Origin of the sequence: Pseudoroseomonas cervicalis, from assembly GCF_030818485.1 — a bacterium.
GTDB classification, from domain to species: Bacteria; Pseudomonadota; Alphaproteobacteria; order Acetobacterales; family Acetobacteraceae; genus Pseudoroseomonas; species Pseudoroseomonas cervicalis_A.
This window is the reverse complement of the sequence record NZ_JAUTAJ010000003.1, coordinates 116,527-129,402: the sequence shown is the minus strand read 5'-3', so window position 1 is coordinate 129,402 and position 12,876 is coordinate 116,527. Positions and strand designations below refer to the sequence as shown.

The window sequence follows — 12,876 nt, the reverse complement described above, 5'->3', positions numbered from 1 at the left end:
GTTCCACCCCCGGTCCGGCCTGCCGCTGCCGTATTCAACCGGAAGAGGATGCCGCAGACTCTTGCGGTTGCGCAATGGCATTGCGCCGCGCTTCCACCATCGCCTGGCGCATGCGGCGCACCGCGCCGGGCAGCCCCTCGAACAGCGCCGCGCCGATCAGCGCATGGCCGATGCTGACCTCGGCGATCTGCGGGATGGCGGCGATGCCGCGCACCGTGTCGTGGTCCAGCCCATGCCCGGCATGGCAGGCGAGGCCGGCGGCGGCGGCCGCCTCCGCCCCCTGCCGCAGCCGCGCCAGCAGCGGCGCGCGCGCGGCGGCCTCCGCATCGGCATAGGTGCCGGTGTGCAGCTCCACCGCCTGGGCGCCGAGTCGCGCCGCCGCCTGGATCTGCGCCGGGTCGGGCTCGATGAAGATCGCCACCTCGATGCCGGCGCCGGCCAGCCGGGCGATGGCAGCGGCCAGATCCGGCCCGGCGCGCAGCAGGTCGAGCCCGCCCTCGGTGGTCAGCTCCTGCCGCTTCTCCGGCACGATGCAGCAGGCGGCGGGGCGCAGGCCGAGGGCGATGCCCACCATCTCCTCGGTCGCCGCCATCTCGAAATTCAGCCGCAGCCCGGGCTCGGCGCCGAGGCGCGCCACATCGGCGTCGCGGATGTGCCGGCGATCCTCGCGCAGATGCACGGTGATGCCATCCGCCCCGGCGGCGAGGCAGGCGCGCGCCGCCTCGACGGGATCGGGGAAGCGGCCGCCCCGCGCATTGCGCAGCGTGGCGACGTGATCGACATTGACCGACAGGCGCATCAGGCGGCGCTCCTCTGCTGGCGATGCGTGGCGAGCTCGGCGGCCAGCCGCAGCGCGGCGACCAGGCTGCCCGGATCGGCGCGGCCCTGGCCGGCGATGTCGAGCGCCGTGCCATGGTCCGGGCTGGTGCGGATGATCGAGAGGCCAAGCGTGACATTGACGCCGCCGGCCATGTCGAGCGTCTTCACCGGGATCAGCGCCTGGTCGTGATACATGCCGAGCGCGACATCGTAGCCCTGGCGCGCCCGCGGCGTGAACAGCGTGTCGGACGGGTAGGGGCCGCGCGCATCGATGCCCTCCGCCCGCAGCGCGGCGATGGCGGGGGCGATGATGTCGCGATCCTCCTGCCCCATCGTGCCATCCTCCCCGGCATGCGGGTTCAGCCCGCACAGCGCCAGGCGGGGCGCCGCGATGCCGAAATCCCGCCGCAGCCCCTCGGCCGTGGCGCGGGCGATGCGCAGGATGCGCCCGGTGGTCAGGTCCTCGATGGCGCTGCGCAGCGATTGGTGGATGGTCACCGGCACGGTGCGCAGCCCGGCCGCCGCCAGCAGCATCACCGGCGGGCCGCCGCCCGGCGCCAGCTCGGCCAGGAATTCGGTGTGGCCGGGATGCCGGAAGCCGGCTGCCGTCAGCACGGATTTCTGGATCGGGTTGGTGACGATGGCGCTGCCCCGGCCCGCCTGCACCAGGGCCACGCCCTGGCGGATCGCCTCGATCACCATGGGGGCGTTGCGCGGATCGGGCTGGCCGGGCCGCGCCGGGGCGGCCAGCGCCAGGGGCAGCACCGGCAGCGCCGTGGCGAAGTCTTCCGTGGCCTGCTCCGGGCGCTCGACCGCCCGCCACGGCGTGTCGCCGAGCAGGGACGGGTCGCCGAGATAGAGGAAGGCGGGGCCCGAGGCGCGCAGCTCATGCCAGGCGGCGGCAACGATCTCGCCGCCGATGCCGGCCGGCTCGCCCATGGTCAGGATCAGCGGCGCGGTCATGGCGGTTTCCTCCCGGGCTGTCCGTGGCGGCTCAGGGCAGGCCGCCGAAACTGTCGCAGGCGGCATAGTCGCCGCGCTGCAGCCCGGTGCGGAACCATTCGGCGCGCAGCCCGGCCTCGCCCTGGGCCGAGGCATCGGTGGGCGGGGTGGCGCCGGGCGGCGGCGGGGCGGGGCGGGCATCGTCCAGCGCCGCCATCTGCAGCACCGCCTCCACCGCGCCGGGCGCGGCGAGCGCCGCGGCCTGGGCGCCGTCGCGCGCCGAGAGGCCGGCGAAGCATTCCGCCTGGTATTCCAGCCGGTTCCACAGCGCCAGCGAGGCCGCCGGATCCGCCGTCTGCGCCTGCTGCAGCCCGCGCACCAGCCCGGTGATGCCGAGCAGCTGCTGCACATGATGCCCGGCGCCATGCGCCAGCAGGTAGAAGACCGCCAGCGGCCCGGTCTCGCCGCCGCGCTGGCGCAGCCGGGCGACGCGGTCGAGATCGACATAGAGCCGCGCATCGGCCGGGCAGTAGAAGATCCCGGCGCCGGCCGGGGCGCGGTCGCAGGCCTCGGGCGGGATGCCGTTCATCAGCAGCGGCTCGGCGCCGGTATAGGTGCGGCTGAGCCTGGCAAATTGCGCCTGCCAGGCCTGGTTCACCTGGCGCAGCGCGCCCTCCACCAGCTGGCGCTCGGCCTCGCCGGCCGGCTGCAGCGGCGCCTGGGCGGCGGGGCGGGCGGCCGGCTGGCCATCCGGGCCCGGGGCCTCGCCGCCGCGCAGCAGCAGCACGGCGCCCAGCAGCAGCGCCGCGGCGCCGCCGCCCGCCAGCAGCAGGCGCCGGTCGGGCCGGCCCATCCTTCTCCCCGATCGCAGGAGATCCAGCCGCATGGCGCATCCTTCCGCGCATGAACAGTGCCGGCCGGGCGGCGCCCGGCGCGTGCAGCGGCCATGACGGCGGCGCCCCCTCCGGTCAAGGGGGCAGCTCTGCCCAGCGGCGCGGCAGCCGGGCTGGCCTCTGCCACCGGACTGGGCAGCGCCGTGCCGCCCACGGCCCCGGAAGGCCGAGAAGGGGCTTGCGGGCCGGGGCCGAAGAGTCCTAGCGTTTCATTTACAGGAACCCTGTTTCCATAAACCGGAACACAGATGACCACTTTGTCCACCGCCGGCCAGGTGCTGCGCTGCTTCTCGGCGCGCCGCCAGGAGCTGACCGTCACCGAGGTGGCGGAACTGCTCTCCCTGCCGAAGAGCAATGTCTCCCGCCTGCTGCGGGCGATGCGCGAGGCCGGCTTCCTGGAGGGGGTGCCGGACAGCCGCGGCTATCGCCCCGGCATCCTGATGTTCGAGCTGGGCAACACCTATCGCCGGGATTCCGCCCTGGTCTCGCGCGCCCATGCGGGGGTGGCGCGGGTCAGCCGCGATTTCGGCCATACCGGCTATGTCAGCATCCGCGACGGGCTGGACGTGATCGGGCTGACCTATCACGAGGGCTCGCAGATGCTGCGCGTCGGCACCCCGATCGGCCAGCGCCTGCCGGCCTTCGCCGCCGCCTCCGGCCGCGCGCTGCTGGCGCGGCTGCCGGATGACGAGGTGCGGCGCATGCATCCCGGTCCGCTGGTACCGCCCAGCCCCAACGCGCCGCGCGACATGGAGGAGCTGCTGCAGCGGCTGGAAGCCGTGCGGCGCGATGGCTACGCGCTGGCCGAGGATGAATCCAACCCCGGCGTCGGCAGCATCGCCGTCGCCCTGGGCAATGCCAGCGGCAGCGAGGATGCCTGCCTCTGCATCGTCTATCCGCTGTCCCTGGTCGATGCCGCCGAGCGCGACCGCATGATCGCCGCCCTGCTGGCCGAGGCGCGCGCCATCCAGACCCGGCCCGGGGCGGCGCCTGCCGCCCGCGGTGCCGCCGCTGAGCCCTGAGGATCCCTGATGAACGCTTCCGCCCCACAGGCCGGCCATCGCTGGCGCATCGGCTTCGATATCGGCGGCACCTTCACCGATTTCATCCTGTATGATTCGGCCGCCGGCAGCGTGCGGCTGCACAAGCGGCTGACCACGCCGCACGATCCCTCCATCGCCGCGCTGCAGGGGCTGGAGGAGCTGGTGGCCATGGGCGGCATCGCGCTCGCCGATGTCGGCGAGATCATCCACGGCACCACGCTGGTGACCAATGCGGTGATCGAGCGCAAGGGCGCGAAGCTCGGCCTGATCACCACCGAGGGGTTCCGCGACATCCTCGAGATGGGCACGGAGCAGCGCTACGACATCTACGATCTGTTCCTGGGCTTCCCCGAGCCGCTGGTGCCGCGCGACCTGCGCCTGGAGGTGCCGGAGCGCATGGACCGCGACGGCAATGCCGTCACCGCCCTGGATGAGGGCGCGGTGCGCGACGCGCTGCGCCGCCTGGTGGAGCAGGGGGTGGAGGCGGTGGCCGTCTGCTTCCTCAACGCCTATCGCAACCCGGCGCATGAGAAGCGCGTGGGCGAGATCGCCCGTGGCGAGTTTCCGCTTCTCTCCGTCTCGCTCTCGGCCGAGGTGGTGGCGGAGATGTGGGAGTATCAGCGCAGCGTCACCACCTGCGCCAATGCCTATGTGCAGCCGCTGATGGACCGCTACCTGAAGCGGCTGGAACGCGAGCTGGCGGCGCGCGGCTTCACCGGCGCGCTGCGGCTGATGCATTCGGCCGGCGGGCTGGTCTCGCCGGCGACGGCGCGCGCCTTCCCGATCCGCCTGCTGGAAAGCGGCCCCGCCGGCGGCGGGTTGGCGACCGCCCTGTTCGGCTCGCTGGCCGGCCAGAAGGACGTCATCTCCTTCGACATGGGCGGCACCACCGCCAAGGCCTGCATGATCGAGGATGGCCGCGTCGAGATCGCGCCGATGCTGGAGGCGGGGCGCGTGCACCGCTTCAGCAAGGGCTCCGGCCTGCCGATCAAGGCGCCGGTGATCGACATGATCGAGATCGGCGCCGGCGGCGGCTCGATCGCGCAGATCGACGCGGTCGGGCTGCTGAAGGTCGGGCCGCATTCCGCCGGCTCCGACCCGGGGCCGGCCTGCTACGGCATGGGGGGCGTGAAGCCCACCGTGACCGACGCCAATCTCGTCCTCGGCTATTACGATCCCGGCTTCTTCCTGGGCGGGCGCATGCGCCTCGACCTCGACGCCGCGCGCCGCGCGGTGGAGAGCGTGGCGGCGCCGCTGAAGCTCGATGTGATGGACGCCGCCTGGGGCATCCACAAGGTGGTGGTGGAGAGCATGGCCGCCGCCGCCCGCGTGCATCTGGTGGAGAAGGGCAAGGACCCGCGCGGCTATGCCATGGTGGGCTTCGGCGGCGCCGGCCCGGCCCATGCCGCCGATGTCGCCCGCGCGCTGGGCGTGCGGGAGGTGATCATCCCGCCCGCCTCCGGCGCCGCCTCGGCGCTGGGTTTCCTGGCGGCACCGCTCTCCTTCGAGACGGCGCGCTCGCTGCCCGTCGAATTCTCCGCCGATTTTGACGCCGCCCTGGTCAATGGCGTGCTGGAAGAGCTGGCGGCGGAGGGCCGCGCCCGCCTGCTGGAAGCGGGCGTCTCCCCGGAGGATATCCGGGTGGAGCGCAGCGCCGATATGCGCCTGGTCGGCCAGATGCACGACATCGCCGTGCCGCTGCCGGAGGGCGCCATCACCGGCGACTCCCTGGACGAGATCCGCGTCAGCTTCGGAAAAGTCTACGCCGCGCGCTACACCTCGCTCTATGAGGGCGCGCGGATCGAGGCGATCAATTTCCGCGTCCGCTGCGTGGGCCCCGAGCCGGTGCTGTCGCTGACCGGCGCGGTCGGCGGCGGCGATGCCACCGCCCGCGTGAAGGGCAGCCGCCGCGCCTGGTTCGAGGGCGGCTGGCAGGAGGCCACGGTCTATGACCGCTACGCGCTGGTGGCCGGCGACCGCATCCCCGGCCCCGCCATCATCGAGGAGCGCGAATCCACCACCATCGTGCCGCCGGGCGATGTCGTCACCGTCGATGCCGGGCTCAACCTGCGCATCGCCATCGCCGCCACGGCCCAGGCCGGCGCGCTGGTGACGCCGGGCATGGCACTTGAAGAAGCCTGCGCCCGCATCGAGGCCGACCCGATCGCGCTGGAGATCATGTGGTCCCGCCTGGTGACGGTGGTGGAGGAGATGTGGCTGACGGTCTGCCGCACCGCCTTCTCCCTGGTGATTTCCGAGAGCCAGGATTTCGCCTGCGAGCTGCTCGACCCCGAGGGCGAGACGCTGGCGCATTCGCCGCGCGCCATGCCGGTGTTCAACCTCTGCCTGCCGCTCGCCGTGAAGGCGCTGCTGCAGAAATATCCCTCGCACACGCTGCAGCCGGGCGATGTGCTGATCACCAATGATCCCTGGCTCTGCGCCGGGCATCTCTTCGACATCGCCATCGTCACCCCGGTCTTCCGGGATGGCAAGGTGGTCGGGCTGATGGGCACGGTCGGCCATGTCTCCGACATTGGCGGCACCAAGGATTCGCTGCGGGCGCGCGAGATCTTCGAGGAGGGGCTGCAGATCCCCCCCATGAAGCTCTACGAGGCCGGCAAGCCCAGCGAGGCGCTCTTCGCCCTGCTGCGCGAGAATGTGCGCAACCCCGAGCAGGTGCTGGGCGACGTGCATTCCTTCGTCGCCGCCAACCGCCTGGGCGCCGAGCGGCTGCTGGCCTTCATGGCCGATTACGGCATGCAGGACCTCCGGGCGCTGGCGACCGTGGTGCAGCGCCGTTCGGAAACCGCGATGCGGGAGGCCATCCGCGCCCTGCCGGACGGAATCTATCGCTCCACCATCAGCAACAACCCGCTGGGCCAGGTGCTGTCCTACCCGCTGAAGCTGACGGTCGAGGGCGATGCGATCGAGCTGGATTTCGACGGCGCGCCGCCGCAGCTGCCGCAGGGCGGGCTGAACAGCACCATGAACTACACCGCAGCGCATGCCACCTATCCGCTGAAATGCATGCTGACCCCCGGCGTGCGCGGCAATGCCGGCTGCTACCGTCCCTTCACCGTGAAGGCGCCGGAGGGCTCGGTGCTGAACGCGAAGCGGCCCGCGGCGGTGAACATGCGCACCCGCACCGGCTGGTACCTGGCGCCGAACATCTTCCGCGCGCTGTCGGGCGCCGCTCCGGACAAGGTGCAGGCCAATACCGGCCTGCCCATGGCCGCCTATGTCTATGGCCAGGACGAGGCGGGGCGCACCTATTCCGACATGCTGTTCATCGGCGGCGGCCAGGGCGCCTCGGCGCATGGCGATGGCAAGTCGGGCCTGCTCTGGCCGACCTCCGCCTCCAACACCTCGATCGAGCTGTTCGAGGCGCGGGTGCCGGTGCTGGTGCTGGAGAAGGCCTACCTGCCCGACAGCGGCGGGCCCGGCGCGCAGCGCGGCGGCCTCGGCCAGCGGGTGCGGCTGCGCAAGCTGCGAGAGGATGGGCTGGCGAGCTTCGTCTCGGTCTATCCGGAAGGCGTGGGCAACCCCATCCCCGGCCTGTTCGGCGGCGAGGCCGGGCGCGGCGCGCGTGGCCGCGTGCTGGACGCCAAGGGCGCGCTGCTGGAGGATTGCGGCACCGGCCGCCTGGTCCAGGTGCAGGGCCCGGGCGAGATCGTCGAGATCTGCATCGCCGGCGGCTCCGGCTATGGCGACCCGGCGCGGCGCGCGCCGGAGGCCGTGGCACGGGATGTGCGTCTGGGCATGGTCACCGAGGATGGCGCCGCGCGCGACTATGCCGCGGCCCGGCAGAAGCAGGCGGAGCCGGCCTGAACCGGCGCGCGAGACAGGAGGCTTGAGGATGACGGAACTGACGAGGCGCGGCGTGCTGGCCGGCGGCGCGGCCGCCGTGTCGGCCCTGATGCTCGGGAATGGGGAGGCGGCCGCGCAGGGCCGCCGCATCCTGGTGCTGGCCAGCAACCAGGACATCCCCAATTTCGACCCGCATCTGGCCTCCGGCTATTCCACCAGCTGGATGATGCGCAATGTCTACGACTCGCTGGTGCGGGTCGAAGGCAACCCGCCGAAGCCGGTGCCGCATCTGGCGTCCTCCTGGACCATCTCCGAGGATGGCCGCGAATACGTCTTCAAGCTGAACCCGGCGGCGAAGTTCCATGATGGCAGCGCCGTCGATGCCGAGGCGGTCGTCTATTCCTTCGAGCGCATCCTGCGCCTCAATCGCGGCAATGTCTGGATGATCGCCGGCATCGTCCGCCCCGGCAGCGTCGAGGCGGTGGATGCGCAGACGGTGCGCTTCCGCCTGGCCAACGCCTTCGTGCCCTTCCTGCAGGTGCTGCCCTGGATCTGGATCGTCAATCCGCGCCAGGTCGAGGCCAACAAGGGCAGCGATGACGGCCAGTCCTGGCTGCGCGCCAACATCGCCGGCTCCGGCGCCTTCGCCGTGCGCCGCGCCGAGCCGGGCAATCTCTACGAGCTGGAGCGTGCCGCCAATGGCTGGCGCCAGGGCGGCGGCAACCTCACCGGCGCCATCTGGAAGATCACCCGCGAGACGGCGACGCAGCGGCTGATGGTGCAGCGGGGCGAGGCGCAGATCGCCCTCGACCTGACCAGCGAGGACATGGACACGCTGAAGAACCGGCCCGGCCTTGATCTGGTGATCGAGCCGGAATACCGCACCTTCCAGATCAAGATGAACACGCGGCACGGGCCGCTGATGGACGCCAATCTGCGCCGCGCCATCTCCTGCGCCTTCAACTACCAGGCGATGCTGGATGTCGCCGGCTATGCCGATCTGATGAAGGGCCCGCTGCCCGACAGCATCGACGGCTTCGACGCCAGCCTGCAGCCCTGGCGGACCGATCTGGACCGCGCCAAGCAGTTCCTGGCGCAGTCGGCGCATCCGAATGGCGGCATCAAGCTGGTCATCACCCATGTCTCGGGGCTGGAGCAGCAGCGGCGCTGGGCGCTGATCCTGCTCGACAGCCTGCGCGCGCTGAATATCGAGCTGGAGATCCGCTCGGCCATCTGGCCGGACCTCGTCGCCTCCTGCCGCTCGCCGGAGACGCTGGCGGATTTCTTCCCCGTCTACCAGACGGCGAATTACGGCGATGCGGACAACCTCGCCTTCGCGGGCTTCCACTCCTCGCGCAACGGCAACTGGCAGAACCCGGTCTATTCGAACCCCAAGGTCGACGCGCTGATCGTCCAGGCCCGCGCCGAGACCGATCCGGCGAAGCGCCGCGCCCTCTATGCCGAATTCCAGCGCATCGTGATGGAGGATGCCTGCGACATCTTCGGCGTGCTGGAGCGGCGCAAGCTGGCGCTGCGCAACAACGTCCGGGGCTTCGTCTTCACGCCCGTCGCGTCCAACGCGCCGGAGCTGTTCCCGCTGTCGCTGGGCTGAGCGGGAGGGCCGCCGCATGATCCGCTACATCCTGCGGCGGCTGCTGCTGCTGGTGCCGGTGCTGGTGGGGCTGTCCATGCTGGTCTTTGCCATCGCCCGGCTGCTGCCGGGCGATCCGGTGCGGCTGGCGGCGGGGCCCAACGCCTCGGCCGCCGATGTCGCCGAGGTCGCGCGCGAATTCGGCCTCGACCAGCCGCTGCCGCTGCAATACTGGCACTATGTCACGGGTCTGCTGCAGGGCGATTGGGGCGTCTCGATCTTCAGCCGCCGGCCCGTCATCGAGGATCTGGCGGCCTATCTGCCGGCGACGCTGGAGCTGGTGCTGGCGGCGATGCTGCTGGCCGTGCTGATCGGCATTCCGGCCGGGCTGATGGCGGCGGTGTATCGCGATCGCTGGCCGGATTTCCTGTCGCGCGCCGTCTCGCTCGGCGCCATCTCCATGCCGCGTTTCTTCCTCGGCCTGCTGTTCCAGCTGGGCTTCGCCATGTGGCTGGGCTGGCTGCCGCTCTCGGGCCGTTTTCCGCTGACTGAGGATCCGCCCGCCACCCTCACCGGGCTGCTGACCGTGGATGCGCTGCTCACCGGCCAGTGGCACGCCTTCGGCATCGCCCTGCAGCATCTGGCGCTGCCGGCCATCGCCATGTCGCTCTCGCCGCTGGCCACCATCACCCGCATGATGCGCGCCTCGACCATCGAGGTGCTGCAGCAGGATTACGTGACGACGGAGCGCGCCCTCGGCCTCTCCGCGCGGCTGATCCTGTTCAAATACGTGCTGAAGAACGCGGTCTCGGCGACGCTCACCGTTATCGGCCTGTATTTCGGCTGGCTGCTCGGCGGCACCGTGCTGGTGGAGACGGTGTTCGACTGGCCGGGCCTCGGCCTCTACGCCACCCAGGCGGTGCTGACCCAGGATTTCATGCCGATCATCGGCGTCACGCTCTGCATCGGAACGCTCTTCGTGCTGGTCAATCTGCTGGTGGACCTGCTCTATGGTCTGCTGAACCCGCGGGTGCGCCTGCGATGAGCGGCGAGCGTTTCCGCCGCGGCCTCTACCGCTTCCGCCGCTCCTGGGTCTCGGTGCTCGGACTGGTGATCGTGCTGGCGCTGCTGGCCGTCGCCATCCTCGGCCCCGCCATCGTGCCGCATCCCGACCATGTGGCAGGCCTGGTGCAGACCGGCGCGCGCTTCCAGCCGCCCTCCGCCGAATGGTGGTTCGGCACCAATGAGGTCGGGCAGGATGTCTTCTCCCTGACGCTGGCCGGCACGCGCATCTCGCTGCTGGCCGGCATGGCGGTGGTGCTGGTCGGCGCCGGTGTGGGCGTGCTGGCCGGTGCCGTCGCCGGCTTCTTCGGCGGCTGGGTGGATGAGGTGCTGATGCGCCTCTCCGACCTGATGCTGACCGTGCCGAGCCTGATCCTGGCCATGGCGGTCGCCGCCGCGCTCGGCCCCGGCACCGGCAACATGATCTTCGCCATCGCGCTCTCCTGGTGGCCAGGCTATGCGCGCCTCGTGCGCGGCGAGGTGATGGCGAAGAAGGAGGAGCAGTTCGTCACCGCCGCCCGCGCCATGGGGGCGGGCCCCGCGCGGCTGCTGCGGCGGCATATCCTGCCGAACATCATCTCCCCGGTGATCGTGAAGATGTCGCTCGATATGGGCTTTGCCATCCTCACCGTCGCCTCGCTCGGCTTCGTCGGCATCGGCGTCAAGCCGCCGACGCCGGAATGGGGCTCTTTGCTGTCTGTCGCGCGGGCGAACATGCCGGATTACTGGTGGACGGCGATCTTCCCGGGCCTGGCCATTTTTCTGGCAGTTTTCGGTTTCAATTTGCTGGGCGACGGGCTGCGCGATTTGCTCGACCCCAAGGCGCGCCGCTGATGGCACTCCTCGAGATCCGCGACCTGCATCTGCACATGCGCTCCTTCGATGGCGAGGCGCATGTGCTCAACGGCATCAACCTGAAGGTCGAGCGCGGCGAGATCTGGGGCGTGGTGGGCGAGACCGGCTGCGGCAAGTCGCTCACCGGCCTCTCCGTCTCGCGCCTGGTGCCGGCGCCGCCCGCCCGCTATGCGCGTGGCCAGATCCTGCTGGAGGGGGAGGATCTGCTCGCCGCCTCCGAGGCGCGGATGCGCGCGCTGCGCGGCCGCCGCATCGGCATGATCTTCCAGGACCCGACCACCAATCTGAACCCGGTCTTCCGGGTGGGCGAGCAGCTGGTCGATGTGGCGCTGCATGCCGGGCGGGCCGACCCTTCGCTGCTGGGTCTTTCTCCTGGTGCCTCGCGCTTCGCGCTGAAGCGCGCGGCGAAGGCACGGGCGCTTTCCATGCTGGAGCATGTCGGCATCCCCGATGCCGCCGCGCGCCTACAGGACTACCCGCACCAATTCTCGGGCGGCATGCGCCAGCGCGTGCTGATCGCCATGGCGCTGATCGGCCGGCCGCGGCTGCTGATCGCCGATGAGCCGACCACCGCGCTCGACGTCTCGGTGCAGGCGCAGATCCTGCGGCTGATCCATGATCTGGTGCGCGAGCATGATCTCGGCGTGCTGTTCATCACCCACAATCTCGGCGTGGTGGCGCAGCTCTGCACCCATGTGGCGGTGATGTATGCCGGCAATGTGGTGGAGGCCGGGCCGGTGCGCGGCGTGCTGAAGCAGCCGGTGCACCCCTACACACAGGCGCTGCTGGCGGCGCTGCCTACCGCCGGCCTGGCGCGCGGTGCGCTGCAGGGGCTGGCCGGCACCGTGCCCTCGCTGCTGGCGCCGCCGCCGGGCTGCCGGTTCTTTTCCCGCTGCCGGCTGGCGCGGCCCTCCTGCCAATCCGGCGTGCCGCCGATGGTGCCGCATGGGCCGGAGCATGGCGCCGCCTGTTTCGTGGCGGCGGAGGAGGCGGCGTGATGCTCTCGGTCGAGCGGGTCAGCAAGCTCTATGGCGGCGAACGGCGCGGCTTCTTCGGCCGCGCGCCGCAGGTCACCGCCCTGTCCGAGGTCAGCCTCTCCGTCCGCCGCGGCGAGAGCTTCGGGCTGGTGGGCGAATCCGGCTCCGGCAAGACGACGCTGACGCGCTGCCTGCTGCGGCTGGAGGAGGTCTCGGCGGGCCGCATCCTGTTCGAGGGGGAGGATATCGCCCGCCTCTCGGCGGCCGGGCTGCGGAATTTGCGCGCGCGCATGCAGATCGTCTTCCAGGACCCCTATGCCTCGCTGAATCCGCGCCTCAGCATCGCCGAGATCGTCACCGAGCCGATGGAGATCCACAGCGGACGGCTCGGCCTCGGCGCCCGGGCGCGGCGCGACCGCGCGGCGGAGCTGCTGGAGCGCGTCGGCCTCGGCCCGCAGCATCTGGGGCGCTTCCCGCATGAATTCTCGGGCGGCCAGCGGCAGCGCATCGGCATCGCCCGGGCGCTCGCCACGGGGCCGGAGGTGCTGATCCTGGACGAGCCGACCAGCGCGCTCGACGTCTCGGTGCAGGCGCAGGTGCTGAACCTGCTGCATGAGCTGCAGCAGCAGCTGGGGCTGACCTATTTCTTCATCAGCCATGATCTCGGCGTCATCCGCTATGTCTGCGACCGCGTCGCGCTGATCTATCGCGGCCGGCTGGTGGAGGAGGGGGAGACCGGGCAGGTCTTCCAGGCGCCGCGCAGCGACTATGCGCGCAGCCTGCTGGCCGCCATGCCGGACCCGGACCCGGATCGTTCACCCTTCCGCTAAGGGGGCTGGGCAGCGCCACGGTCAAGCTGTAACGATTCCGGAATGGAACCGGAATCG

10 protein-coding genes are annotated in these 12,876 nt (G+C 71.2%); 7 read left to right on the top strand and 3 right to left on the bottom strand.

Features of this window, described 5'->3' with window-relative positions; genetic code table 11:
- Window positions 1-34: 34 nt before the first annotated feature.
- Genes QE401_RS03310 through QE401_RS03300 form a run of 3 tightly spaced genes read right to left on the bottom strand, consistent with a single transcriptional unit; the run spans window position 35 to window position 2,614 of the window.
- On the bottom strand, window positions 35-799 hold the full coding sequence (locus QE401_RS03310; RefSeq protein WP_307136840.1) for a pyridoxine 5'-phosphate synthase: 765 nt from the start codon (window positions 797-799) through the stop codon (window positions 35-37).
- Window positions 799-1,782, bottom strand: coding sequence for a 4-hydroxythreonine-4-phosphate dehydrogenase PdxA (gene pdxA / locus QE401_RS03305; protein ID WP_307136839.1), 984 nt, complete (start codon window positions 1,780-1,782; stop codon window positions 799-801). Before pdxA ends, QE401_RS03310 begins: the two co-directional genes overlap by 1 nt.
- Window positions 1,783-1,813: 31 nt before the next feature.
- Entirely contained in the window at window positions 1,814-2,614 is an 801-nt protein-coding gene (locus QE401_RS03300) for a neutral zinc metallopeptidase (protein ID WP_307136838.1), read from the bottom strand.
- Window positions 2,615-2,902: 288 nt separating this feature from the next.
- Between QE401_RS03300 and QE401_RS03295 the strand changes: the two genes are divergently transcribed.
- Genes QE401_RS03295 through QE401_RS03265 form a run of 7 tightly spaced genes read left to right on the top strand, consistent with a single transcriptional unit; the run spans window position 2,903 to window position 12,819 of the window.
- Window positions 2,903-3,676, top strand: a complete 774-nt coding sequence (locus QE401_RS03295) for an IclR family transcriptional regulator (protein ID WP_307136837.1) — start codon at window positions 2,903-2,905, stop codon at window positions 3,674-3,676.
- A 9-nt stretch (window positions 3,677-3,685) separates the two neighbouring features.
- Window positions 3,686-7,525 carry a hydantoinase B/oxoprolinase family protein gene (locus QE401_RS03290; RefSeq protein WP_307136836.1) on the top strand — a complete coding sequence of 1,280 codons (3,840 nt, stop codon included), beginning with the start codon at window positions 3,686-3,688 and terminating at the stop codon, window positions 7,523-7,525.
- A 28-nt stretch (window positions 7,526-7,553) separates the two neighbouring features.
- Window positions 7,554-9,116: an ABC transporter substrate-binding protein gene (locus QE401_RS03285; protein ID WP_307136835.1), complete on the top strand. Its 1,563-nt coding sequence runs from the start codon at window positions 7,554-7,556 to the stop codon at window positions 9,114-9,116.
- Between the two features lie 16 nt (window positions 9,117-9,132).
- Window positions 9,133-10,140, top strand: coding sequence for an ABC transporter permease (locus QE401_RS03280; protein ID WP_307136834.1), 1,008 nt, complete (start codon window positions 9,133-9,135; stop codon window positions 10,138-10,140).
- Entirely contained in the window at window positions 10,137-10,991 is an 855-nt protein-coding gene (locus QE401_RS03275; protein ID WP_307136833.1) for an ABC transporter permease, read from the top strand. Before QE401_RS03280 ends, QE401_RS03275 begins: the two co-directional genes overlap by 4 nt.
- Window positions 10,991-12,010: an ABC transporter ATP-binding protein gene (locus QE401_RS03270; RefSeq protein WP_307136832.1), complete on the top strand. Its 1,020-nt coding sequence runs from the start codon at window positions 10,991-10,993 to the stop codon at window positions 12,008-12,010. Before QE401_RS03275 ends, QE401_RS03270 begins: the two co-directional genes overlap by 1 nt.
- Window positions 12,010-12,819 carry an ATP-binding cassette domain-containing protein gene (locus QE401_RS03265; RefSeq protein ID WP_307136943.1) on the top strand — a complete coding sequence of 270 codons (810 nt, stop codon included), beginning with the start codon at window positions 12,010-12,012 and terminating at the stop codon, window positions 12,817-12,819. Before QE401_RS03270 ends, QE401_RS03265 begins: the two co-directional genes overlap by 1 nt.
- The last annotated feature ends 57 nt before the right edge of the window (window positions 12,820-12,876 follow it).